Raw genomic sequence first — 24828 nt, 5'->3', positions numbered from 1 at the left:
CCCTGTCCGGCAACCCGCGGCTGCGGCGCGCCGCTCAGCCGGCCAGCAGCCCCTCGCGGGCATGCGCGCGATACTCGGCCAGGAGCGAGGCGACGTCCGGGGGCGTCAAGGGGCGGTAGGCGGCCGCGCCAGGTGCCCGCCACCAGACAGGGTCACCGCATCGAAACCCCGCCCTCCGCAAAGCACCCCGCGCAACCTTGTTCGTCGCCGTCACCGGCATCTGCCGGACCACCCGCACGAAACGGGGTGCCATCTTCGTCCCCAAGTCCGGCTGGGAGAGCAGGAACTCGGCAAAGGCGAGGGGATCGAAGTCCGCCCCGGGACAGGGAGCGACCGCCGCCATCACCTGATCCCCGGCCACCGGATCCGGCACCGCGTACACCGCCACCGCCGCCGCCCCCTCATAGCGCGCCAGGATGTTCTCGATCATCGCCGCCGCCAGGTTCTCACTGTCCACCCGGAGCCGGTCGTCCGTGCGCCCCGCGAAGTAGAGGAACCCCTCCGCGTCGCGGTAGAAGAGGTCCCCCGTCCAGTACCAACCGCCCCGCAGCCGCGCCGCATCCGCCTCCGCATTGCGCCAGTACCCCTCGAAGGGACTGCGCCCCTTGTTTACCAACTCCCCTATCGCCGCATCCCCGTTGAGCAGCCGCCCGTCCGATGCGAACACGGCAGCCGGGCACTCCTCCAGCGTGCCGGGATCCACCACCGCGAGCTCGTCCCCCGGCGCCGCCCGGCCGATCGCCGCGGCCGGCGTCCCCGGCGTCCGCTGGATCGCCGCGCCGCCCTCGGACGACCCGTACCCCTCCACGAGCCGCACCCCGAACCGCTTCTCGAACCGCGCCGCGTCCACCGCCCCGGCCTCCGTGCCGAAGCCCATGCGGAGGGGGTTCCGGGTGTCGTCGGCCCGCTCGGGCGTCGCCAGGAGGTACTGGACCGCGCGGCCCACGTAGGTGAAGTACGTGGCCCCGTACGCGCGTACGTCGTCCAGGAACGCCGAGGCCGAGAAGCGCCGCCGCAGCGCCACCCCCGCCCCGGCCGCGAGCGCCGGCGCCCAGTCCGCGATCACCGCGTTGCCGTGGAACATGGGCATGCAGATGTAGTGGACGTCGGACGACTCGATCCCGAAGTGCGTGACCAGAGACTGCCCCGCCGCGGCCAGCCGGCCCTGGCTGCAGATCGCCGCCTTGGGCGCGCCCGTGGAACCCGAGGTGAAGTAGAGGAGCATCCGGGCGGCGGGCGTCGCGGCAGGGGATATCTCCGGGGTCGCGTCTGCGTACGGCGCGAGGAGTTCGCCATACGCGTCCGTGTCCGTCACCAGGACGCGTACGTCCGGAAGTTGGAGGCCATCGAGGAGCGGGAGGTGGGATCGTTCCGTGATCAGAACCCTGCAGTCCGTGTGGACGATGTCGCGGGCCAGCTCGGCGCCTCTGCGGGTGGGGTTGATGCCCGCCACCGCCGCGCCCGCGAGCGCCGCCGCGCTCAGCCACAGGGGGTACTCGGGGGTGTTGTCGAGCAGCACGCCGATGTGCGGCTCGGCTCCCCGGGGCAGCAGGTCCGCGAGGAGCGCCGCCCTCGCGGCCGCGCCGGAAGTTACCTGATGATGGGCCAACTCCACGTCCCCGAAGTGCAGTCCAGGACGGTGGTCACCCCATCGCTCCTGCACGAGCTCCGCGACCGTACTCCCAGCGCTCCCGGCGCTCCCAGTACTCTTCATGGCCGCGCACCATAATTGATGCCTCGTCAGATGGGGAGAGTGCTACGGGAGTTCTGACTCGAACATGCCGTTCGCCGTCACCACGAAGAAGACACAGAAGGCGATCATGACGCCGAAGAAGCAGAGCAGGCCTATCGTGCTCGCCGCGCTCTTGACGGGGCTCGGCGCGTGCGCCGTCGCCCTCTCGGGTCGGTCGGCCGTGTAGTGCACGGTGACGAAGTCGCCCTCGACGGTCGTCGCCGGGCCGTTCTCCTCCTCGAATCGGACCGTCCACACCGTGACGATCACGTGGTGCCCGCTCCTGCCGCCGGGGGTCGTCATGCTGCCGCTCCAGGGGGAAACGTGGGAGGGGGGAGTTCCACGAGCTGTGCGCGCGCCGCGGGGCGAGTTCTGCGGTCTAGACCAAGTCCAGATCATGGCCGGTAGCTGAACATGTCCATACCAAGTGTGGAGAGGGTTCGGTCGCAGCGATGGCGCGACCTCTCGACCAGGTCGCCGTTCGGGTCGTCGTTCGTCGCCACCCACGCACGGGCCTCGTCGGACGTCCGCCCGCCCGCCAACTGCCGCTCAAGAAGCCTGGGTTGACGCACCTCGCCCGGCGTCTGCACGTACCAGCACTCCCCCATCAGCTCCCGGGCCGCGCGCCAGCCGGGCAGATCGCAGGCTAGGTAGTTCCCCTCTGTGACGACGAGCCGGGCGGCGGGCGCGACGCGATGCCGGGCGGCCACCGGCTCGTGGAGGGTGCGGTCGTAATCGGGTACGTAGATGTCCGCAACGGTGTCATCGAGGACCCGGCCGAGCAGCGCGACGTATCCCCTGACGTCGAAGCTCGGCTCCGAACCCTTGCGGGAGGTGAGCGAGAGCCGCTCCAACTGGGCGTTCGACAGATGGAATCCGTCGAGCGGCAGATAGGCGGCGCCCTCACCGATCGCCGCCACAAGGGCACGCGCAAGCGTCGACTTGCCGGCACCGGGCGGCCCCGCGATCCCGAGGAGGGTGCGGGGCCGGCCTGCGGTCAGCTGCCAGGCGTCCTTGGCGAGGGCGGTCAGTTCGGGCGTCGCGGGGTCAGCGGTCTCCATGACCCGTATAGAACGCCACCGTGAGGTCCTTGACCAAGGCCTTGCGCTCGTAGTCGTCGAGCTCGACCAGGCCCCGGGTGGTCAGCCGGGTCACCGTGTCCTCGACGGAGTCCACCACCGACGTGAGCACGGTGTCGCGGTGCCGGGCGTCCAGTGCGGCGACCCGGCGCAGGCGCATGGTCTCGGCGACCTCGGGGGCGTACTCGATGCGTGTCGGCTGGGCCGAGAAGACCTCGATGCCGATCGGCTCGGCCTCCGCGGCGAGCATCCGGGTCAGCGCGTCGCCGACGGCGTCCGCGTCGCGCAGGGTCGGGGTGTCGTCGCGGAAGGCGTCGGCGGGCAGCCGGGAGAGCACGCGGGCCGTCGCCGCCTCGACGCACTCGCGCAGATACTCCTGGTGGTCGGCGACGCCGAGGGTCGCCCGCGCCGCGTCCTTGACCCGCCACACGACGAGGACGACGACCCGCAGCGCGACCCCGCCCCGGTCCACGGCCGGCATCGGCTCACTGCGCCAGTGCCTCAGGCGTACGTCGACGCGGCGGCGCAGGAGCAGCGGGTTGACCCACATCAGTCCTGTCCTGCGGACGCTGCCGCGGTACCGCCCGAAGAGGGTGAGCACCCACGCCCTGCCGACCCGGCCCCGGGCCAGGCCCCCGAACCCGAACAGGGCGAGCGCCCCGGACCCGGCGAGCGAGGCCCACTGCGCGAGGCCGATCCCGCTGTACTCCGCGGCCTCCGGCAGCCCCGCCGCCCTCGCCAGCGGCTCGGGCAGCACCCCGGCCCAGCACAGCGCGGCCGCACACCCGGCGGCACCCGCGGCGCCGCCGAGCACGCCGACCCCGCCGGGCAGCACCCGCGCGGGCCGCTCGGCGATGGCGGGGTCGACCGCGGGTACGGGACGCGCCGCCGCGGGCCGCGGCGCGGTCCGCCGGGCAGTGGTGCGCGGCTGCTCGCCCGTGCCCTGCCGCCGCCGCACGACCGCGGGCGGCAGCGAGACCCCGGCGTCGTCCGGGTCGTCCCGGAAAAGGAGGTGCAGCGGGATCTCGGTGGTGGCCTCGCTGTGGATGAGCCGCTGCGAGCGGGCGGCGGGGTCCGGCTGCCCGTCGGGGTGGGATGGCTGCGGGGTCTGTGGCTCTGATGCCGCCGTCGCACTCATCCTTGCCTCCGCTTCATTCGTACCTCGATCTCATACGTAACCGAGTCACATTCGTGCCCCGGTCCGACCTGTGGCCCGTCCTCACACGCGCCACCCCGGCCACGCCCCCTCACGAAAAGAGCCGCCGCCACGTCTCGGGCCCCGGATAGCCGTCCGCCGCGACGCCCCGCCAGCCCTGCGCGCGCTGGAACGCCTCGACATTGCGGCGGTCGCTCTCGCTCCAGCGGGGGCCAGGACCCTCGGCGTAGTGCTTGCCGAAGCCCTTCTTCACCAGTTGCCTGCCGAGCTTCTCGATCGACGGGCTCGACTGCCCGGGGCGGAACACTCCCCTGCCGGGGTACGCGGGGACCTTGCCGTGGGCGACCCCGGAGCCGGCGACCGCCCCCGCAGCGGGGATGTCGCGGCCCTTGCCCTTCATCAGGTAGGACCACGTCGTCGGACCCGGCAGGCCGTCCGCGTCCGCGCCGGTCCAGCCCTGTGCCCGCTGGAACGCCTGCGTGGCCCTGCGGTCCGCGTCACCCCAGCGCGGCCCTGGACCCGTGCTGTAGAAGCGGCCGCCGCCCCGGCCGACCAGCGCCTTGCCGAGCCGGGTGACGTACTTGTTGTCCGCTCCGGGGCCGAACGATCCCGCTCCCGGGTAGCGCGTTCCCGTGCTCGGCCCCGAGACGCCCGGAGTGCCGTCCGTCACGCCCTTGTAGCGGTAGGCCAGATAGCGGCCCGCATTGCTCCAGTAGGCATAGGGAGTTGTCCGCTTCCGGGCATGGGGGCGAGCCTGTTCGTAAGCCGTATAGCTCATGCGCGACGCGTCCGTCCAGCCGCCGAAAATCGTCACGTGCGAACCATTCTGGGGGTTCGCCGGATTGTGGAAGAGAAGGATGTCCCCGGGCTTCAGCTGGGCCTTCGTAATACGGACCGCGTACGCCGAAAGGCTTCCCGTCCATTCATTGCCGCCGAGATCCCACGCCATCGAGACAAAGCCCGAGCAGTCCTGCCGGTATCCGTCGGACCAGAAGGCGTCCATGCTGTACGGCACCTTCGCGGCGACCCACTTCCCGGCCCGCTGCAGGATCTCGGCCCGCGTCGTCGCCCGCACCGCGGAGCCCGCCGCAGGGCCCGGAGCGCCCAGCGCGTCCGGCGCTCCGTACAGCGCGCTGGTGCCGCCCTGCGGGCCAGGACCGTCGTCCCCGGGAACGGCGGGACCGGCCGGCGCCCGCGGCACCCCCGGCGTCGCCGCCGCCGGGGGCACCTGTCCGCCGCCGAGCACCGTGCCCGCCGCCGCGGCGAGCACCAGGGCCCGGCGAGCCCCGTGCGCCGCGGGGTGACCACCAAGACGTACGGGAAGTCCCAGTGCCAGGTCCCTTCGCCGCTGAATACATCCGGGGCAGTCGCAGTCGCTCTCGGGCTCGAATTCCTCGAATACGGGAGCACCGTCCATGCGATTCCCCTCACACTCCGGATAAGAATGTCCGCGTCGCATCTGCACGATCGTCAGTTTCTCAACTGTCCGGCGATATCGCATGTTGACGGTCCGAAAGGTGGATCCACCCCCGTCGCCGTCTCCCATTGACGCCCCGGCCGCCCCCTGGACCGGCCGGGAGAATCCCCCGGCCCGCCGCCCGCGAGGCCCTCGGTGGTCCGGAGCATCCGTCGGCATCCGGTAGAGTTCTCCAGGTCAGCAGGCGCCGCTAGCTCAGTTGGTTAGAGCAGCTGACTCTTAATCAGCGGGTCCGGGGTTCGAGTCCCTGGCGGCGCACAGACTGCGAAAGCCCTCCGTTCACGCGGGGGGCTTTTGTCATTCCCGCGCAGGGTCGCCGCCTGCGCCGCTACCGCTACCGTTGCGCCATGGCGCGCGACATCCAGGAGCGGATCAAGAAACTCATCATCGACCAGCGGCTGCCCTCCGGCGCCTCCCTGCCCACCGAACCGGAGCTGATGGAGCGCCTCGGCGTCAGCCGGAACTCCGTACGAGAGGCGCTCAAGGCCCTCCAGGCGATGGGGATCGTGGAGATCCGTCATGGTTTCGGCACTTATGTCGGACCCATGTCGATGGCGCCCATGATCGAGGGCCTCGCCTTCCGCACGGTGGCCGGCCACTATCGGGGCGAGGACAGCCTGCTCCAGCTCCTTGAGCTGAGGGAGGCCGTGGAGACCGGGCTCATCGCGCGCCTCGCGGGCGCCATTCCGGCCGCCGACCTGGCCGAACTGGACGCCCTCGTGGATCAGATGGAGGCCGAGGCGACGGCGCAGGGCACCCGGAACGGCCGGGACGCCACCGTCCACGCCGAGACCGACCGCGCATTTCACGCCACTCTTTACCGATGCCTGCGCAACCCGCTGCTCGGCGAGGTCCTGGAGGCGTTCTGGGACGCCTTCCATCGGGTGCGCACCGACCTGGTGGACGTACCGCACGATCCCAAGGTCACCTGCCGCCAGCACCGCGACATCCTCGATGCGGTCCGCTCCGGGGACGCGGTCCGAGCCGAGCGGGCAATACGGGAACACTTCGGTAATATTCGAACGCGATTGAGCTCTCCCGCCCCATAGATTTCCCCAAATCGCTCGTATGACCGGTAAACACCTTGTTTCGCTCTTGCGATCATGGCTAGGGGCGTAGAACCTTGTGCTGGAGCCACTGGCTCTCATGAGGCAGGCGGTACGGGGCAGTTGGGGGGCCTCGAAACCAGCCAGGGGAGCTGCGGGGACGGGGGTCCCGTTCATGAACGGATGCCTAGGGGGGCATCATGCAACCGGAAGGTTGTCGTCCCCGTCTAAGGGGACGGTGGCCTGCCACTGATGCGTCCGTGAAGGTCGAGGGGGACCGGACCGGGCGGAAGGACCAACGAACACGCGGGTGACCGCGTGCGGGGGGATGACTCATGACGTCGACGCCGACGGGCGCGCGGCCGGACGACCCGTCACAGACGACCCAACTGCGGGTGCCATCGCACCGGACGGGCGGGTTCCGGCGTATCAAGAAGGCGCTGCCGAGATACGACTACGAGCACTACAGCCGTCTCGCGGGGCCGCTCACGCAGCCTGACCCGACCAAGCCGTACAAGGTGCAGTACCGCTCCCTGCTCTCGCAGGAGCCGCACCGGATCCGGGCCGCCCTGATGCTGGGCGCCGCGCCGCTGCTCTCCCTTGTGCTGCTCGCCTGGCTGCTCCAGCCGACGCACTGGACCGAGCGCGACTACGTGGCCAACGACTGGCTGCCGGTGCTCGACATAGTCATGCTCATATCGATCGGCCTGATCGAGTTCTTCCGCTGCATGAACGTGCTGTCGAACGCGCACGCCACACTCGTCGCCCGTGACCCGATCCCCGTTGTACCGGAGACCGGCACCAGAGTCGCCTTCCTCACCTCCTTCGTGCCCGGCAAGGAGCCGCTGGAGATGGTGACGAAGACCCTGGAGGCCGCGGTCAAGATCCGGCACCGCGGCCTGATGCACGTCTGGCTCCTCGACGAGGGCGACGACCCCGCGGTCAAGGAGGTCTGCGCGCGGCTCGGCGTGCACCACTTCTCCCGCAAGGGCGTCGCCAAGTGGAACCTGGCGAAGGGCCCGCACCGCGCCAAGACCAAGCACGGCAACTACAACGCCTGGCTGGACGCGCACGGCGACGACTACGACTACTTCGCGTCGGTCGACACCGACCACGTCCCGATGCCGAACTACCTGGAGCGGATGCTCGGCTTCTTCCGCGACGAGAACGTCGGCTTCGTCATCGGCCCGCAGGTCTACGGCAACTACGACAACTTCATCACCAAGGCCGCCGAGTCCCAGCAGTTCCTCTTCCACGCCCTCATCCAGCGTGCGGGCAACGCCTACGGCGCCCCGATGTTCGTCGGTACGAGCAACGCCGTACGCATCAAGGCACTGAAGCAGATCGGCGGTCTGTACGACTCGATCACCGAGGACATGGCGACGGGCTTCGAGATCCACCGGGCCACGAACCCGAAGACCGGCAAGAAGTGGAAGTCGGTCTACACCCCGGACGTGCTCGCGGTCGGCGAGGGCCCCAACGCCTGGACGGACTTCTTCACGCAGCAGCTGCGGTGGTCGCGCGGTACGTACGAGACCATCCTCAAGCAGTTCTGGAAGGCGCCGTTCTCGCTGCCGCCCGGGCGGCTCTTCAACTACACGATGATGGTCATCTTCTACCCGATGTCCGCCATGAACTGGATTCTGGCCGCGCTCTCCTGCGCGCTGTTCCTCGGCATGGGCGCATCGGGTGTGAACATCGACCCGACGATCTGGCTGATGCTGTACGGCAACGCGTCGGCGCTGCAGATCGGCCTCTACATCTGGAACCGTCGCCACAACGTCTCGCCGCACGAGCCCGAGGGCTCCGGCGGTGTGGCCGGCATGGTCATGTCCGCGCTCTCCGCGCCGGTGTACGCGCGCTCGCTCCTGGACACCGTGCTGCGCCGCAAGAGCAAGTTCGTGGTGACCCCCAAGGGCGATTCGGCGAGTCCGGACACACTGTTCGGCACGTTCCGCATCCACCTGTTCTTCATTCTGGTCTTCGGCGGTTCGATGGCCGCCGCGTTCGTGTACGACCATTCCCACCCGGCGATGCTGATCTGGGCCACGTTCGCCCTGCTGATCACGGCCGCGCCGATCTTCGCGTGGCGCTGGGGCATGCGGCAGGAGAAGAAGAAGCGCAAGTCGCGGCATGGGGCAGGACCTTCGGGGCCGCCGTCCGGCGGGGACCCGATGGTGCCGCAGCAGCGCGACACCACGGCACAGCTGCCGCAGGCGCCGCACGCGGTACAGGCACCACAGGCACCACAGGCACCGCACGCGCCGCAGCAGAAGCCCAGTTGGGCAGCGACCGACCAGACCATGCAGATTTCCCTTGGGGGACGTAAGAAATGAAAGACCGTTCCAGCCGCCGCCGCGCCCGCCGCATCGCGATAGGCGCGGCGGTGGTCATAGCGCTGGCCGGGATGAACGGCCCGTGGCTGTGGCGCGTGGGTTCGGAGAAGTACCACGACTACAAGATCAACAAGCCGGAGTACAAGGCCGACAACGGCCACTGGCAGGTCGTGAACTTCCCCGAGGAGTACCGCCAGAACACGATCCACGCGGCGCTCCTGCACACCGGCAAGATCCTTCTGGTCGCCGGGTCCGGCAACAACCAGAAGAACTTCGACGCCAAGAAGTTCGACACCCGCCTGTGGGACCCGGTCAAGAACACCATCAAGAAGATCAAGACGCCCGTCGACCTCTTCTGCACCGGCCACACTCAGCTGGCCAACGGCAATCTCCTCATAGCCGGCGGCACCCAGCGCTACGAGAAGCTCAAGGGCGACATCACCAAGGCCGGCGGCCTGATGGTGGTGCACAACGAGGACCCGGACAAGCCGATCACGCTGCCGCCGGGCACGAAGTTCACCGGCAAGAAGAATGGCAAGACGTTCGTCTCCAAGGACCCGGTCGTCGTCGAGCGCGCGAAGAAGGTCTTCAACAAGCAGACCGGCGCGTTCGTACGCAACGAACCGGGCCTGGGCCGGGTGTACGTCGAGGCGCAGAAGAGCGGCTCGAAGTACGAGACGGGCACGCAGGACAACTACCGCGTGCAGGGCCTCAAGGGCGCCGCGACCCGCAACACGTACGGCATCGCGCAGAAGCTCGCCCTGGACAAGAAGGACTTCCAGGGGATCAAGGACTCCTTCGAGTTCGACCCGGTCGCCGAGAAGTACATCAAGGTCGACCCGATGAACGAGGCGCGCTGGTACCCCACGCTGACCACGCTCTCGGACGGCAAGGTGCTCAGCCTCTCCGGCCTGGACGAGATCGGCCAGCTGGTCCCGGGCAAGAACGAGATCTACGACCCGAAGACCAAGAAGTGGACGTACACCAAGCAGGTCCGCCAGTTCCCGACCTACCCTGCGGTCTTCCAGCTGGAGAGCGGCAGGCTCTTCTACTCGGGCTCGAACGCGGGATACGGCCCTGACGACGTCGGCCGCAAGCCCGGCACCTGGGACCTGGAGAAGAAGGGCAGCTGGAAGACGATTCCGGGGATGAGCGACCCGGACCTCCTGGAGACCTCCAACACGGTGGAGCTGCCGCCCGCGCAGGACCAGAAGTACATGGTGGTCGGCGGCGGCGGTGTCGGCGAGTCCAAGAAGTCCAGCAAGAAGACCCGCATCGTCGATCTCCTGGACGACAACCCGAAGTTCGTGGACGGGCCCGAGCTGGAGAAGGGCACCCGCTACCCGCAGGCATCGACGCTGCCCGACGACTCGGTCCTGATATCCGGCGGTTCCGAGGACTACCGCGGCCGCAGCGACTCGAACATCAAGCAGGCGCGGATCTACGACGCCAAGACCGGCGAGATGCGCCGCGTCGCGGACCCGGAGGTCGGCCGCAACTACCACTCGGGCTCGCTCCTGCTGCCCGACGGCCGCGTGATGTTCTTCGGCTCCGACTCGCTCTACGCCGACAAGGCCAACACCAAGCCCGGCGAGTTCGAGCAGCGCATCGAGATCTACACGCCGCCGTACCTGTACCACGGCTCGCAGCCGACGCTCAGTGACGGCCCGAAGGAGATCAAGCGGGGCGCGTCCGGCACTTTCAAGTCGAAGCATGCCTCGTCCATCAAGACGGCCCGCCTTATTCGGCCGAGCGCGTCGACGCACGTGACGGATATCGACCAGACGTCGGTGGCCCTGGACTTGAAGAAGTCCAGGGACGGGGTGACTGTGACGATCCCGAAGGAGCGGAGCCTGGTGGAGTCGGGCTGGTACATGCTCTTCGTCACGGATGATCAGGGGACTCCGAGCAAGGCTCAGTGGGTCCACGTGCCGTAAGCAGCGCCCCGTAAGGAGCGCCCCGTAGGGGCGCGGGGAACTGCGCGAGCAACCAACGAAAAGCCGCAGTCGCGTCTGCCGAGATACCTGGCAGACGCGACTGCGGCTTTTATGTGGCTGATCGCGCAGTTCCCCGCGCCCCTAACGGGCCGCCTTCGCCAGGCCCAGTGCGTACTCGGGCCACCACTCTCCGGCCTTGGGGCCACCCCGGCACGTACCGTCCGACTCCCCGGGGCGCTTGACCCAGAGATACGCGTCGACCAGCGGGTCGGAGGTCTTGGTGGACGGCGCCTCGCCCAGAGCGCGGCCAGGCGGATTGCACCAGGAGTCCTTGCCCTTGGTGTACGCGCCGTTGCCGTTGCGCGCGGTGTCGATGACGAACGGCTTGTTGCCGATCTTCGCCGACAGCTTCTTGCCGAACTCCGTACTGGCCTCGGTGGTCTGGAAGTTGGAGACGTTCACCGAGAAGCCGTCGGCCTGCTCGACGCCGGACCACTTCAGGGGCTCCCAGAGCGAGTCCGGGTTCTTCCAGCCCGCGTTGCCCGCGTCCAGGTACACCTTGGTGTTCTTCAGGGACTTGAGCTTCTCGATGGCGCCCTTGAGCAGGTCGTATCGCTCTTCGTGGAACTCCTCCGGCGTGCAGTTGTCGACCATGTGGAGCACCGCGTCGGGCTCCAGGATGACCGTGGTCTTGCGGTCGCCGATGCCCTTGGCGACCTGGTCGATGAACTTCCTGTACTCGTTGCCGTCGGCCGCGCCGCCGCCCGAGTACTGACCGCAGTCGCGGTGCGGGATGTTGTAGAGGACCAACAGGGCGTCCCGGTCGGCCTTCTCCGCGGCCTCGGTGAAGCCGCGCGCCTGTTCCTCCGCGTTCTCCGGGACGATCCATTCGGCGACCGGCTGCTCGGCGATCTGCCGGATCAGCTCCGCGTCGTCCTTCTTGCCGTCCTTCTCGTACGAAGCGACCTGCTTGGCCGCGTTGCCGTCCGGGTTGACCCAGTACGGGTCGGTGCCCTTGGGCTGCTGCTTTACCGGCTGTCCCGACGACTCGTTGTCCTTGCCGGAGTCATCGGAGGAGCACCCCGACAGCAGCAGCGCAGCCCCCGCAAGCGCCGCCGCAGCCTTCACCCCCCTGGCCGCGAATCCGTGTCCGCGGCCGGTGCCTTTGTGGTACATCCACTCCCCCTTGGGTGCACTGTCCGATTCTCAATCCTGACATACGCACTCCCTGCCCACGAGGCCCGCCCGTCCGCTGCCGGGAGCTGTTGGAGACCTGTTACAGCGCGGCGCCAGAGGGTAGGCGCAGGCTGCGGGGTGCCCCTCTCTGGGAGGAGATCATGCGGGACCACACCTCTGAACTACGGCTGGCTGAAGTCCTGGTGGAAGCCTCGGACACACTCGCCGACGACTTCGATCCCGAGCTCTACCTCAGCCGTGTCGCAGGCCACTGCGTCGAGTTGCTCGAAGCGACCGCGGCCGGGGTGCTGGTCGACGGCGACTACCTGCCCGCCCTCGTCGCGAGCGGTCACCCCCAGCCGCTCGCCCTCGACCTGCTCAAGACCCAGCAGGGCGGCGGCCCGTGCGTGGACAGCCTCGGTACGGGACGGGCCGTGCCGCCCGTCCGGCTCACCACCGCCGAATCGGCGCGCCGCTGGCCCGAGTTCACGGCGCGGGCCCGGGCGTATGGCATCGGGGCGACCTACGCGGTTCCGCTGCGGCGGCGCGAGACGACGCTGGGCGCGCTCAACCTCTTTGTGGCCGACGCGTCCCACGGCGGCGCCGCGGACGGTGAGTTGCGCCTTGCTCAGGCGATCGCCGACATGGCCGCGGTCGGCCTGCGCAACCACCGCACTTACACGGAGTATCGAACGCTCACCTCCCAGCTCCAATCGGCCCTGACCAGCCGTATTCGAATCGAACAGGCCAAAGGCATACTCGCCGAGCGCTGGCATACCTCAGTGGACGAGGCCTTTGCCGCTTTGCGACGGTACGCACGTCGAGAACGGCTGGTCATAGCGGTGGTCGCCACTTCGGTGATCGAAGGCTCGCTCGACGACGCAGCGCTGCGCGACGACTGGTCCGAACCATCCGGGGAAGCGCCCTGACATCCACCGCCACCTGCGGTGATCACAGAGGGGAAGCAGATCACAACATGGCGTCAATCGACCTCTAGGCTCCCGGGCTCATCCGTTCTAAAGTCATCTCCAACGGCCCAAGCCCCCGGCCGGACCGAACCGTTCCGCACCGTCGGGACGGCCTCCGAACCTCCCGCGCCGGCGCCGGGTTACTCCCGCAGCTCGTGCGCGCGCGGTCGAGGACCAGCCCGGTCGACGGCTCCGGGGGGAGCGGGCCGCCGACCGGGCCAGGTTGTTCGCGTACGCATGATCTGGCTACGTCCTGGTGCCGGTGAGGTAGGCGGACACCACCACGTTCGCCGAGTACGCCCTGGTCGCCGGGTCGAAAGTGCCGCCACAGGTGATGAGCCGGAGCTCGGCACGGCCGTCCTCATGAGGGCCGTACGCCTTCTTCGCGTCGAAGCGGTCGCGGCTGAGCACCTGGACGTCGTCCACGGTGAACTCGGCGACCGAGCCGTCGTCGCGGGTCACCCGGACCTTCTCGCCGGGGCGCACGGCGCTGAGGTCGTAGAAGACCGCGGGGCGCGTCTCGGTGTCGACGTGGCCGACGAACAGGGACGTGCCCGCCGCACCGGGGCGCGTCCCGCCGCCGTACCAGCCGACCGTGCCCGACTGCTCGAAGGGCGGCGGGTCGATCGCGCCGTCCCGGTCGAGGCCGCGGGCCACCACGGGCGCGCGCACGTCGAGCGAGGGCACATCGACCCGCTGCGGATTCGCGGGGGCCAACGGCTTGTGCGCGTGCGGGAGTTCGACACCGAAGGGCCGGCCGACCGCCGCGACGTCGCCGGTCGTGGGGCCCGAGTGGCCGCCGCTTCCGTCCGTGATCTCGCTGCCCCACAGCCAGAGCCCGACGAGCAGCACCGCCCAGGTGACGCCGGTGAGGAGCCCGCTGGTGCCGGACGGGCGTTCACCGCCGGACATGACGTTCGGCGCCCGTCACTCGGAGCGGCGCCGGCGGACGCTGCGGACCGCCACCGCCACGGCCGCGACCCCGGCGAGGACCAGGCCGATCACCGCGTGCAGGGTGCCGGGTCCCTCCTCCTCGGCGGTGACGGCCACCTGCGCGGTGCCGCCGCCGCCCGCGCGGACCGGCGCCTCGGGGGCCGGGGTGTTCTGCCCGACCTGGACGCTGCCGGCGCCCTGGTGGGGGTGGCCGTCGCAGATGACGGTGACGTCGTACGTACCGCCGATGTCGTTCTTGATCATGGCCGAGCCGTTGAGGGAGTACTTGTCGCCGTCACGCCCGGTGAGCTTGACCTCCCCCGTGAAGGCCCCGGAACTGGCGACCCCCGTCGTCCCCTCACACCCCGTGACGCTGACCTCCACCCGACTGCCGGGCTCGGCGCTGGACGGCGTGATCGTGGCATGCACTTTGCCCTGGTCATGGGCGTAAGCGGGGGCCGCGGCGGCGACGAGGACGACCGCCACGACTATGCCACGCAAGGTGAGCGAGCCTCTACGCATCGTAAACCTCCTCATATGAGGTTCACGCGCAGAGCCCCACCTCGCATCTTGATGCGGGTAAACGGGTGGGCGGGCGGGAAAAATTCGCCGCGAAGCGGCGCCTAAATCCGCTCAACAAGATCAGCAATAGAATCCACAACGTTCGAAGGCTGAAACGGATGCCGATCAATATCGGCACGAGAGGTCAGCCCAGTAAGCACCAGAAACGTCTCCATCCCCGCCTCCAGTCCGGCAAGGACATCCGTGTCCATGCGGTCACCGATCATCGCGCTGGTCTCCGAGTGCGCCCCGATGGCATTCAACCCGGTCCGCATCATCAGCGGATTCGGCTTCCCCGCGAAGTACGGATTCTTCCCCGTCGCCTTGGTGATCAGCGCCGCGACGGCCCCGGTCGCCGGCAGCGGCCCCTCGGTCGAGGGCCCGGTCTCGTCCGGGTTGGTGCAGATGAACCGCGCCCCGCCATTGATCAGCCGTACGGCCTTCGTCATGGCCTCGAAGGAGTACGTGCGGGTCTCGCCGAGCACCACGTAGTCCGGGTCGTGGTCGGTCAGGACGTACCCGATGTCGTGCAGGGCGGTGGTGAGCCCCGCCTCTCCGATGACGTACGCCGTGCCGCCGGGCCGCTGGTCCTCCAGGAACTTGGCGGTGGCGAGCGCGGAGGTCCAGATGTTCTCGACCGGGACCTCGAGGCCCATCCGGGTCAGCCGGGCCTGGAGGTCGCGCGCGGTGTAGATGGAGTTGTTCGTCAGGACCAGGAAGGGCTTGCCCGACTCCCGGAGCTTCTTGATGAACGCGTCGGCGCCAGGGATCGGGACGCCCTCGTGAATGAGCACGCCGTCCATGTCGGTGAGCCACGATTCGATGGGCTTGCGCTCTGCCATGGGGTGCACTCCTGCGGTGTACGGGTTGGCTGGGGCGCCGGGACAGCTCTGTGCCGACGCCCCCAAGCCTAATCAGGAAGCCGTGATCTTGACCCCGTCGATCACCCAGTACCAGTTGTTGCCCCCGGTGTAGCGGAAGCGGACCTGGGCCTTGCTCGCGCCCGCGGGCACATCGAGCCGGACGCTCTCGACGACGGAGGGCGTGTCCGCCGTGTACGTCTTCACCGCGACCGGGGCGCCGCCGTCGTACGAGACAAGCACCTCGCCCTTCTGCGGGGCCTCCTGGCGGTAGTACGTCGTGTACGTGAGCGTGGCGGGGCGGCCGCCCGTCACGTCGTACGCGGGGCTGATCAGTGTCGAGTCGAAGGTGCCCGAGAAGGTCTTGTCGGACCATTCGTCGCCGTCGGCGACCGCGAAGACGTTGCGGGCCCGGATGTTGAGCTCGCGCTGCTGGTCGCGCTCGGTCTTCGTCCAGAATTCATCCGTCGTGAAGGACCAGCCGCGCCACTCGGTGATGCCGCCGGTGCCCATCTTGGAGTTGTCGACGCTCCAGCCGCTCGGCGGTGTGTGCGTGAAGCCGATGACGCCGGAGCCGATACCGCCCTCGTCGACCGGGCCCGTCAGCTTGGCCCGCAGGGCGTCGAAGTCGTCCGGCGTGGGCTGCTGGATCGGGCGGCCGTCCAGGCCCCAGGCCGGGTCGATCGCCACTCCCAGGTGGGCGAGCGCGCTCGCGGCGATGTCCGGCATGCGTACGTCGTGACGGACCGAACCCGGGGCGACCGTGGAGCCGGTGGCGATCATGAACGTCTGGCGCTCGGGCCAGCTGGAGCCGCCGTGGCCGCCCGGGTCGGTGTGCCCGTGGTCGGCGGTGATCATGATGAGCCAGTCCTCATTGCCGTACGTGGCACGGGACTTGACGGCGTCGACGATCCGGCCGACCTGGGTGTCGGCGCCGTGGATCGCGTCGAGGTAGGCCTGGCTCGCGGCGCCGCTGTCGTGGCCCGCGTGGTCGATGTTGTCGAGCTGGACGAAGACGGCGTCGGGGTTGCCGCTCTTGACCTCGGCGACGGCGCGGGTGGTGGTGCCCGCGTCGTACTCGGCGGACGGCGTGGAGACCCGGGCATCGACCTTCGCGGAGAAGATGATGTCGGTGATCGGGGCCCAGGACGAGACCGCGTACGTCCGCAGGTTCGGCTTCGCCGCCTCGACGCGGGTCATGAAGTCCGGGTACTTGGCGAGCTGGTGGCCGGTGAAGTCGTTGTTGAGCACCTTGTGCTTGTCGGGCCAGACGCCGGTGATGAGCGTCGACCAGCCGGGGCCCGACGAGGTGGGGGCGAGCGGGTTGGCGTAGATGGCGCTGGGGGCGGTGAGGCCGGCCGACATCAGAGCCTTGAGGGCGGGCGCGTCCGCGTCCTTGATTCTGTTGAGCAGGGCACCGTCCAGGCCTATGACCAGGACCTTCGGGGTCTTGGCCGCCGCGCTGGCGACGGCGGCCAAGGGTCCTGCGGCAGCGGCGAGTGCGGCGGTGGAGACGAGGAACGAGCGGCGGGACATACGGGGCGACACGTGGTCCTCCAGTCGGAAGGGGGCGGGAGCGGGAGCGCAGACCAGCGCCCCCGGAGAGCCAGGGGCGCTGGGTCCATACCCGTTATCTTTTCGCTACCGAACGGCCGCGAACAGAGGCGCGGCGGTGAACTCTCGTGATTCCAGGTGAACTTGAGGTCAGCTGCCGGTGGCCGACTTCCAGTCCTCCACATACGTCTGGAGGTTCTCGGAGATGTCCGCCCAGTCCGGCTCGAAGACGTCGACACCCTCGACGATCTTGTCGAGCGCGACCGCGTTGGCGTCGGTGGCCTTGATGTCCTTGCGCGCCGCGAAGCCGCCGCCGATCTCGCTGACCTGCTGCTGCGCCTTCTGGCTGAGCAGGTAGTCGAGGAACTTCTTCGCGTTGGCGCTGTGCGGGGCCTTGTTGACGAGGCCTGCCGCGTAGGGCAGAGCGAAGGTGGTGCGCTTGCCACCCTCCTTGGCCGGGAACCAGATGCCCAGGTTCGGCATGTCCTTGGACTGCGCGTAGTTCATCTGGACGTCGCCGTTGGCTGCGAGCAGCTCGCCCTTGTCGACCTTCGGCGCGAGCTTGCCGGTGGAGGCGGAAGGACCGACGTTGTTCGTCTGGAGCTTCTTCAGATAGTCCATGGCGGGCTTCTTGCCGCCGAAGTCGTGCATCGCCTTGATGAGCACGGCGGTTCCGTCGCCCGCGACGCCGGGCGTGGAGTACTGGACCTTGTCCTTGTACGAGCCGTCGGTGAGGTCCTCCCACGTCTTGGGCGCCTTGCCGCCCGGCAGCTCCTTCTTGTTGTAGATGAAGCCGAAGTAGTTGTTCACGACGGAGGTCCACTTGCCGTCGGCGGCCTTGTCGGCGCCGTCGACCTCTTCCGAGCCCTTGGGCTTGTAGGCCTGCAACAGGCCCTTCTCGTCGGCCTGCTGGATGAACGGCGGCAGGGTGATGATGACGTCGGCCTGCGTGTTGGACTTCTCGCGGACGGCGCGCTGCACCATCTCGCCGGAGCCGCCCTCGACGTAGTTCACCTTGATGCCGGTCTTCTTCTCGAAGTCCTTGAAGACCTGGTCGTACCAGCCGTCGCCGTTCTCGCCCTTGAGGCCGTCGGCGCTGTAGACGGTGACTTCCTTGGCGTCGGACGCGGAGGAGTCGCCGCCGCACGCGGTGAGCGATCCGGCGAGTACGAGGCTGCCGGAGACGGCGGCGAACGTTCTGATGCGCGTGGTGTGACGGGACATGACGTTTCCTACTCCTTGAAGAACCTTGAAGAACCTTGACGTGCCTTGACGTGCCTTGGGGGGGGACGGACAGTTCACGGACGGACAGTTCAGCGATAGGAGGCGCGGGTGCGGATGCGCGAGACGGCGAAGAGCACGAGCAGCGTCGCCGCCATCAGGACCACCGCGACGGCCGCACCGGTGAAGAGGGAGCCGCGGTCGGTGGCCGCGTAGATCTGCACGGGGAGCGGCATCCAGTCCGGCGGGTAGAGCATCATCGTGGCGCTCAACTCGCCCATGGAGAGCGCGAAGCAGAGCCCGGCGGCCGCGTTCAGGGACGGCAGCAGGAGGGGCAGCTTCACCTTCCACAGGACGTACGAGGGCCGGGCACCGAGCGATGCGGCGGCCTGTTCGTACGCCGGGTCGAGACGCACGATGGCAGCCGAAACCGACTGGTAGGCGAACGCCGTGACAAGAATCGTGTGCGCGAGGATCACGATCCAGCGCGTGCCGTTGAGGATCATCGGCGGCTTGCTGAAGGCGACGAGGATCGCGAGGCCGACGACGACGGACGGCACGGCGACGGGCAGCACGAAGAGCGTGTCGAGCACGCGCTTCCCGCCCTTCTTCAGCGAGGCGGCGGCGAGCGCGGCCCAGGACCCGACGGTCAGCGCGAGCAGGCTCGCGCCGATGGCGGTGACCAGGCTGGTGGTGAGCGCCTTGAGGGATTCCCCGCGGGTGGCCGACTCGTAGTGCTCGGCCGTGAAGCCGGACGGGAAGGCCCCCGACCAGTGCGACGAGAACGACGCGGCGAGGATGACGAGCAGCGGCAGCGCGAAGAGCGGAAGGAAGAAGACGAAGAAAAGAACCCAGGTGGCCCATTTCCCCTTGCGGCTATGCACCAACACGACGGCTCACCACCCGGTAGAGGCTGTAAAGGCCCACGGAGATCGCGATGTTGACGACGGCGACGACACAGGCCGCCGGATAGTCGGATTCGAGAATGGCCTTGCTGTAGACGAGCATCGGCAGGGTCGTCACACCCTTCGCCCCGGTGAAGAGCACGATGCCGAACTCGTTCAGACACATGACGAGTACGAGGCTGCCACCGGCGGCGAGGGCGGGCAGCGCCTCGGGCAGGATGACCCGCCGGACGATACGGGCGGGCTTGGCACCCAGGCTGGACGCGACCTCGATCTGCGCGGTGTCGATCTGCGAGAACGCGGCGAGCAGCGGGCGCATCACGAAGGGCGTGAAGTACGTGATCTCGGCGAGGAGAACACCCCACGGAGTGGTGAGGAACTGAAAGGGACCGTCGGCAGCCCCTGTCACATCCGTCCATATCCCGTTGGCCATGCCCTTGGTGCCGTAGATGAACAGCAGGGCGAGGGTGATGAGGAAGGACGGAAAGGAGAGAAAGACGTCGATGAACTTGGCGACGGCTTTCCCTCCCGGGAACGGCACAAAGGCGATGACCAGCGCGAGCGCGAACCCGAGCACAAGACACCCCACGGTCGACCCCACGGCCAGCCACACGGTGGTCCCGAGCGCCTCCCGAAACGCCTCCGATGCGAACACATCGGAGTACGGCTGAAGGGACGTCCCCCCGGTGTCGGGCTGCACGGACTGCTGGACGACGAGGGCGATGGGGTAGAGAAAGAAGACCCCGAGCAGCGCGATGGGGGGCAGGGCCCACACCCACCTCGGTATCTTCAGGGGCGGCTTGTCCTTCCGCGCGGGCGCGGTCAGCGTGGCGCTAGCCATCGGTCACCCCCGCACCCAGCAGCACGGCGTCCTCAGAGGCGAAGTGCAGCGTGACGGAGTCACCAATCCCCGGCGGATTCCGCAGCTCCCGCAGATCCGCCTTCACCCGCTGCCCGCCGACATCCACGTACAACCGATGCGTGGCCCCCCGCCACTGCACCTCGGCAACACTGCCCGTGAGGGCATTGGGCCCATCCCCGAGCCCGACCAGGTGCGGCCGCACGCACAGCGTGGCAGCCGCCCCCACCACCGCCTCCCCGGTGTCCACCTTCAGCGACGCCCCTTCGAAGGAGACGCCCCCGTCGGCAACCCGCACCGGCAGCAGATTCGCATTCCCCACAAAGGACGCCGTGAACTCACTCCGAGGCGCCCGGTAAAGCTCCTGCGGAGTCCCGCAGTCCTGCAGTCGAGCCCGGTCCATGACGGCGATCCGATCGGCCAACGTCAAGGCCTCCACCTGGTCATGGGTGACGTACAAAATGGAGACGTCCGGCAACTCCCGGTGCAACCGGGCGAGTTCCGCCAGCATCCCCGACCGCAACTGCGCATCAAGCGCGGAAAGCGGCTCGTCGAGCAACAGCACCCCCGGCCGAATGGCCAACGCCCGCGCGATGGCGACCCGCTGCTGCTGCCCTCCGGACAGCTCCCGCGGGAACCGCTTCGCATACGCCCCCATGCCCGTCATTTCCAGCGCCTCGGCGACCCGCCCGGGAATCTCGGACCTGGCCACCTTCTGCGCCTTCATGCCGAAGGCGACATTGTCCTCGACCCGCATGTGCGGAAAGAGCGCGTACTGCTGGACGACCATGCCGATCCCCCGCTGATGCGGCGGAAGTCCGGTGACATCGCGCTCGCCGATGAACACCCGCCCGCAGGCGGGCTTCACGAATCCGGCGACGGCCCGCAGCGCGGTCGTCTTTCCGGAGCCCGATGGCCCGAGCAGGGCCATGACCTCGCCGGGCTCGACGGTCAGGTCGAGCGCGTCGAGGACGACGTTCTTGCCGTAGGCGACCGAGACGCGCTCGAAGCGAATACCGCTCCGCGCGGGTACGGGTACGGGTACGGGGGTGCTGTCACTCACGCGTCAACACCCCTGAGTATGCCCGGGAGTTCGGCGACGGACCCGAGCACATGAGTGGCCCCGGCGCCCCGCAGCGCGGCATCGTCGTGTGCCCCGGTGAGCACACCGGCGACGACACCGGCCCCGGCCCGCGCCCCGCTCTTCATGTCGTACGCCGTGTCGCCCGCGACGGCTATCTGCTGGACGCCGTCCACCGCCCCCGTCCGCAGGAACGCGCTCAGGACCATGTCCGGATAGGGCCGCCCGCGGCCGCCCGCGTCGGCGGGGCAGAGCGTCAGCTCGACCAGGTCACGCCAGCCGAGCGCATCGAGGATGGCGTCCTGCGTGACCCGAGCGAACCCGGTGCTCAACACGACTGCGAGGCCGTCCGACTTGAGCTCTTCGATGGCCTCCCGGGCCCCGGCGATCGGCGCGATGCGCCCGCCGTCCACCAGCTCCCCGTACGCCTTCTCGAAGGCCACGTTGGCCCGCTGGGCGAGTGCTTCCGCTCCGAACAGGTGCCGGAAGACGGAGATCTTGGACTCACCCATGGTGGCGCGCACATAGTCGAGCTTCGCGGCGTGGTCGGCCGATCCCGGCTGCACGCCGAGCTCCTGCGCGGCGACGGCGAAGGCCTGCTCGACCAGGCCTCCGTCGGCGACGGTGGTCCCGGCCATGTCCAGCACGACCAGACCGATGCTCTTCGCGGTCAATTCACTCACCATCCCAGCTCGTCGGCTGTCTTCTCGGCGATCGCGGGCGAGCAGGTCATGCCGCGCCCGCCGGGCCCGGTGACCAGCCACACGCCGTCGCGCACCTGCTGGCGGTGCACGACCCGGCTGGTGTCGACGCACTGCGCGTACACCCCGGCCCAGCGCCGCTCGATCTTCGGCAGCGGCCGCCCGAGGAAGCCCCCGACGACCTCGGTGAGGTGGTCGTAGGGGTCTTCGAGGGTGTCGAAGGCGAAGGGGTGCTCGTACTCATGCGTGTCGCCGATGGTCAGGCCACCGTCCTTGCGCTGCACCATGAGCAACTGCATCTTGTGCGCGGCGGCGGTCGGGGCTTGGTCCTGCCCGGCGTTGAGCACGTCGAGGGCGTCCGACTTGTACGCCGGGTAGTAGCGGAAGCTGTCCGCGTCGGCGACGGAGGTGGTGAGCGCCTCGCCGAGGGGCTCCGTCTGCATCATCTGCAGGCGCACGCGGCGCACGGGCAGATCCGGTCCCGCCAGCTCCCGCACGAGCCCGCCGAGCCAGGCGCCGGTGGCGAGCACGACGACGTCACCGGTGTGTACGTCACCGTGGTCGTCCCGCACCGCGCTCTCGCCGACGACCTCGCGGACCTCGCGCCCCGGCAGGAAGGTGTAATTCGGCGACGCCAACAACGCCTCCCGCAGCCGGAGTTGAGCCGTGCGCGGCTCAACAGCAGCATCCCGCTCGCACCACAGGGCGGAGCTGAACGCGCCGCGCAGGGCGGGGTTGACCGCGCGGGCCTCGTCGGCGGTCAGCAGCTTGTAGCCGCGCTCGGCCGCGTCGGGGCGGGCGAGCGCGGCCTCGGCGACGGCGTGCTCGCGTTCGTTGCGTACGAGGGTGAGGGAGCCGTTGGCACGGAAGCCGAGACCCGGCACGCGCTCGCCGATGCCCTGCCACAACTCACGCGCCCGCAGCGCGGTTTCGAGCTCTTCGCCACCGGCGCGACCACTCACCCATATCTGCCCGAAGTTGCGCAGCGAGGCTCCTCGGGCCTCGGTCTCTCGCTCGATCTGTACGACCTCGTGGCCGCGTTCCACTGCGTGCCAGGCGTGCATGGTTCCCACCACGCCGGCTCCTACGACGATGACTCTCACGACGGCAACGCTCCTGGGGACGGGTGACCCGCATGGGGCCGGACGGCAACGGGACGGTGAACGGCCACCCAAGGTTGGCCTAGACCCGTTACATTCCCGTTATCGTCGTGGATCGATCGCGGTTCGGGGAGGGTCGGGGAGGGAAGGTTCAGCCGCTGTCGCTGTCGCCGCGGCCGCCCAGGTGGGTGGTGAAGGAGAAGCGGTCGCCCCGGTAGAGGGTGCGCACCCGCTCCAGCGGATGGCCGGAGGTGTCGCGCGATACGCGGTGGATCAGCAGCATCGGGAGCGCGGGGGGCGTACCGATCAGCAGCGCCTCGCGAGGCGTGGCAAGGACCGTCTCGATGCGCTCGTCGGCGTCCCCGAAGGAGATGCCGAGCCGGTCACGCAGATAGGCGTAGAAGGAGGAGTCGGGCTCGAAGTCACGGTCGAGCTCGGGAACGCGGGCCACGGAGACATACGTACTCTCGAGCCCGACCCGCTCCTCATCGGCGAGCAGCACACGCTCCATGTGCCAGACGGGCTCTCCCTGCTTCACCCCGATCTCGGCGGCGAGGGGCCCGGGGGCGGGGAAACGGTCGAGGGAGATGAGATTTCGCCCGGGGGTACGCCCCTGCCGACGCACCCCTTCGGTGTAACTGGCGAGGGAGAGCGGCTGCTCCAGCTTGGGCCCGGCGACAACGGTCCCCCGCCCCTGCCTGCGCAGCCGCCCTTCGAGCAGCAGCTCACGCAGCGCCTGCCGCACGGTCTCCCTGGCGACTTCGTACCGCACGGCCAGATCCCGCTCGGTCGGCAGCGTCTGCCCGTCCCCCAACTCCTCTATCAGGACGGCGATCCGGGCCTTGACGGCGTAGTACTTCGGGATGCGCCCGTGCTCGGGGATCCCGGAGCGGATGGGCGCTCCGGGGGCCTGATCGAGCAGGTGGGCGGGCGGGTGCGGGGAGTTCGGGGAGTTCGGGTTGTCCACGGAGGGATGTTCGCAGACGTGGGTGAACTGGAAGGTGAACGGCGGGTGCTGGGCCTCGCGGCGCGTCTACCGGTCCCGTCAGGGGCGCGGGGCGCCGACCGGTCCCGTCAGACGCAGGGCACCGCCCCGGCCCCGTCAGGGGCGCGGGGAACTGCGCGACCAGCCACGACGCACCCGCAGATTCCGCACCGGCCTTCCCGCGAAGCGCACGGCCGCGCGGGGCCACCGTCAACGCCTCCAGCCCGCGAGGAATCGCCTCGCGCCCACCATCAAGCCCCAGCCGCAGGCGAACAGCACCACGGCAACGGCACCGACGCGCAGGAGCGTGCCTGGCCCGGTCGCGGCGAGCTCGTCCGCGTACGAGGAACCGTCGCCGTCGGACGTATCGCCCTCACGACCACCGCCACCACCACCGCCATCACCACCGCCGTCACCGCCGCCGTCACCGCCGCCGTCGGCGCCCCCGGTGTCGTCACCGCCCCCGTCCCGCCCCCCGTCGCCGTCGGCCCCGTCCTCGCTGATAGCGAATGGGTAGTCCCTGGACTCCCCCACCCAGTCCCCGTCATCGTCACGGCGCTGGACAATCGCGGCGGAGGCCACCGCGTGCTCCGAGCGCGCGTCGGAGGTGAAGGAGAGCCGCACCTTGACGCCGATGCGCTTGCCCGCGCCGACCGTGAACCCGGGGAAGTCGCCCCTGCCGCCGTCATCGAGGACGCCGACGTTCTCGTCCCGGTCGGTCCGCTCGAACCGCACGGGCCGCCACCGTGTGCCGTCGTGGAACTCCAACTGAATCTGCCGGGGCTTCAACTCGCGCTCCCGGTCGACGATGACGACCACGGGGTGGATGTTCCCGCAGGTGCCCCGCGTGGTGTTGGCCAGTTCGACGGTCCATCCGCGAAAGCCGCCGCCGGGTTCATAGGCGCCGGGGCCATCCTGGATCTGCGTACCGATGGGAAATTCCCCGTGGACGGCGGAGGCGCAGGTCGGCCGCGGAACCTGGCCCAGAGGTCTCCCCGCCGCCTCCACGCCTGCTGCCGCCCCCGCCACAAACGTGGCGGCAGCGGCTGCGGTGACGCCGGATGCGAGGTGGCGGCGGAGTCGCATGTGGGCCTTTGCTGAGCACGGATCGGGCGGGCGGAAGCCACTGGCCATGGCCCGAGACCCTGCCACGCGGGCCCG

The 24828-nt window shown here is 69.3% G+C and carries 22 protein-coding genes and 1 tRNA gene; 5 read left to right on the top strand and 18 right to left on the bottom strand.

Annotated elements, in window-relative coordinates; genetic code table 11:
• Nucleotides 1–34 precede the first annotated feature (34 nt).
• From AB0O76_RS01125 to AB0O76_RS01105, 5 genes are all read right to left on the bottom strand, one after another.
• Nucleotides 35–1714 carry an AMP-binding protein gene (locus AB0O76_RS01125; protein ID WP_365483620.1) on the bottom strand — a complete coding sequence of 560 codons (1680 nt, stop codon included), beginning with the start codon at nt 1712–1714 and terminating at the stop codon, nt 35–37.
• A gap of 42 nt (nt 1715–1756) precedes the next feature.
• Complete coding sequence (locus AB0O76_RS01120; protein ID WP_365483617.1) at nt 1757–2035, bottom strand: hypothetical protein; 279 nt, start codon at nt 2033–2035, stop codon at nt 1757–1759.
• A 92-nt stretch (nt 2036–2127) separates the two neighbouring features.
• A complete protein-coding gene (locus AB0O76_RS01115; protein WP_365483614.1) occupies nt 2128–2793 on the bottom strand; it encodes a nucleoside/nucleotide kinase family protein in 666 nt (221 codons plus the stop codon).
• The gene (locus AB0O76_RS01110; protein WP_365483611.1) at nt 2780–3949 is read right to left on the bottom strand and encodes an SPFH domain-containing protein; all 1170 of its coding nucleotides are present in this window, start codon (nt 3947–3949) and stop codon (nt 2780–2782) included. The genes AB0O76_RS01115 and AB0O76_RS01110 overlap by 14 nt, the downstream gene beginning before the upstream one ends.
• Before the next feature lie 109 nt (nt 3950–4058).
• Nucleotides 4059–5384 carry a peptidoglycan-binding protein gene (locus AB0O76_RS01105; protein ID WP_365483608.1) on the bottom strand — a complete coding sequence of 442 codons (1326 nt, stop codon included), beginning with the start codon at nt 5382–5384 and terminating at the stop codon, nt 4059–4061.
• Nucleotides 5385–5628: 244 nt separating this feature from the next.
• Here AB0O76_RS01105 and AB0O76_RS01100 point away from each other — a divergent pair.
• From AB0O76_RS01100 to AB0O76_RS01085, 4 genes are all read left to right on the top strand, one after another.
• Nucleotides 5629–5702: transfer RNA gene (locus AB0O76_RS01100), tRNA-Lys, on the top strand.
• 89 nt (nt 5703–5791) lie between these two features.
• Nucleotides 5792–6493 carry a FadR/GntR family transcriptional regulator gene (locus tag AB0O76_RS01095; RefSeq protein ID WP_365483605.1) on the top strand — a complete coding sequence of 234 codons (702 nt, stop codon included), beginning with the start codon at nt 5792–5794 and terminating at the stop codon, nt 6491–6493.
• Between the two features lie 332 nt (nt 6494–6825).
• Nucleotides 6826–8826, top strand: a complete 2001-nt coding sequence (locus AB0O76_RS01090; RefSeq protein WP_365483602.1) for a glycosyltransferase family 2 protein — start codon at nt 6826–6828, stop codon at nt 8824–8826.
• Entirely contained in the window at nt 8823–10763 is a 1941-nt protein-coding gene (locus AB0O76_RS01085) for a kelch motif-containing protein (protein ID WP_365483599.1), read from the top strand. Before AB0O76_RS01090 ends, AB0O76_RS01085 begins: the two co-directional genes overlap by 4 nt.
• A gap of 141 nt (nt 10764–10904) precedes the next feature.
• On the opposite strand, the gene AB0O76_RS01080 is transcribed toward AB0O76_RS01085, so the two are convergent.
• Nucleotides 10905–11939: a glycoside hydrolase family 6 protein gene (locus AB0O76_RS01080; RefSeq protein WP_360766051.1), complete on the bottom strand. Its 1035-nt coding sequence runs from the start codon at nt 11937–11939 to the stop codon at nt 10905–10907.
• 161 nt (nt 11940–12100) lie between these two features.
• Here AB0O76_RS01080 and AB0O76_RS01075 point away from each other — a divergent pair, with 161 nt between their 5' ends.
• Nucleotides 12101–12868, top strand: coding sequence for a GAF and ANTAR domain-containing protein (locus AB0O76_RS01075; RefSeq protein WP_365483596.1), 768 nt, complete (start codon nt 12101–12103; stop codon nt 12866–12868).
• A gap of 285 nt (nt 12869–13153) precedes the next feature.
• Here the strand turns inward: AB0O76_RS01075 and AB0O76_RS01070 are convergent, their stop codons facing one another.
• From AB0O76_RS01070 to AB0O76_RS01015, 12 genes are all read right to left on the bottom strand, one after another.
• The gene (locus AB0O76_RS01070) at nt 13154–13819 is read right to left on the bottom strand and encodes a class F sortase (protein WP_365483593.1); all 666 of its coding nucleotides are present in this window, start codon (nt 13817–13819) and stop codon (nt 13154–13156) included.
• Nucleotides 13820–13834: 15 nt separating this feature from the next.
• Nucleotides 13835–14362: a hypothetical protein gene (locus AB0O76_RS01065; protein WP_365483590.1), complete on the bottom strand. Its 528-nt coding sequence runs from the start codon at nt 14360–14362 to the stop codon at nt 13835–13837.
• 101 nt (nt 14363–14463) lie between these two features.
• Nucleotides 14464–15243 carry an HAD-IIA family hydrolase gene (locus AB0O76_RS01060; protein WP_266866608.1) on the bottom strand — a complete coding sequence of 260 codons (780 nt, stop codon included), beginning with the start codon at nt 15241–15243 and terminating at the stop codon, nt 14464–14466.
• Between the two features lie 72 nt (nt 15244–15315).
• Nucleotides 15316–16797 (bottom strand): alkaline phosphatase family protein, encoded by a 1482-nt coding sequence (locus AB0O76_RS01055; RefSeq protein WP_365484415.1) that lies wholly within the window; start codon nt 16795–16797, stop codon nt 15316–15318.
• A 168-nt stretch (nt 16798–16965) separates the two neighbouring features.
• Nucleotides 16966–18039: a 2-aminoethylphosphonate ABC transporter substrate-binding protein gene (locus AB0O76_RS01050; RefSeq protein WP_365483586.1), complete on the bottom strand. Its 1074-nt coding sequence runs from the start codon at nt 18037–18039 to the stop codon at nt 16966–16968.
• A gap of 89 nt (nt 18040–18128) precedes the next feature.
• Nucleotides 18129–18926, bottom strand: coding sequence for an ABC transporter permease subunit (locus AB0O76_RS01045; protein ID WP_365483583.1), 798 nt, complete (start codon nt 18924–18926; stop codon nt 18129–18131).
• The gene (locus AB0O76_RS01040) at nt 18913–19782 is read right to left on the bottom strand and encodes a 2-aminoethylphosphonate ABC transporter permease subunit (protein ID WP_365483581.1); all 870 of its coding nucleotides are present in this window, start codon (nt 19780–19782) and stop codon (nt 18913–18915) included. The genes AB0O76_RS01045 and AB0O76_RS01040 overlap by 14 nt, the downstream gene beginning before the upstream one ends.
• Nucleotides 19775–20863, bottom strand: a complete 1089-nt coding sequence (locus tag AB0O76_RS01035; protein WP_365483578.1) for an ABC transporter ATP-binding protein — start codon at nt 20861–20863, stop codon at nt 19775–19777. Before AB0O76_RS01035 ends, AB0O76_RS01040 begins: the two co-directional genes overlap by 8 nt.
• On the bottom strand, nt 20860–21519 hold the full coding sequence (locus AB0O76_RS01030) for an HAD family hydrolase (protein ID WP_365484412.1): 660 nt from the start codon (nt 21517–21519) through the stop codon (nt 20860–20862). Before AB0O76_RS01030 ends, AB0O76_RS01035 begins: the two co-directional genes overlap by 4 nt.
• Before the next feature lie 41 nt (nt 21520–21560).
• Nucleotides 21561–22685 (bottom strand): TIGR03364 family FAD-dependent oxidoreductase, encoded by a 1125-nt coding sequence (locus AB0O76_RS01025; RefSeq protein WP_365483575.1) that lies wholly within the window; start codon nt 22683–22685, stop codon nt 21561–21563.
• Between the two features lie 148 nt (nt 22686–22833).
• Nucleotides 22834–23649, bottom strand: coding sequence for a GntR family transcriptional regulator (locus tag AB0O76_RS01020; protein WP_365483572.1), 816 nt, complete (start codon nt 23647–23649; stop codon nt 22834–22836).
• Between the two features lie 228 nt (nt 23650–23877).
• Nucleotides 23878–24753 (bottom strand): cell wall protein, encoded by an 876-nt coding sequence (locus tag AB0O76_RS01015; RefSeq protein ID WP_365483570.1) that lies wholly within the window; start codon nt 24751–24753, stop codon nt 23878–23880.
• Nucleotides 24754–24828 lie beyond the last annotated feature (75 nt).

Origin of the sequence: Streptomyces sp. NPDC086554, assembly GCF_040686095.1 — a bacterium.
GTDB lineage: Bacteria > Actinomycetota > Actinomycetes > Streptomycetales > Streptomycetaceae > Streptomyces.
This window is presented reverse-complemented; position numbering and strand designations above follow the sequence as displayed.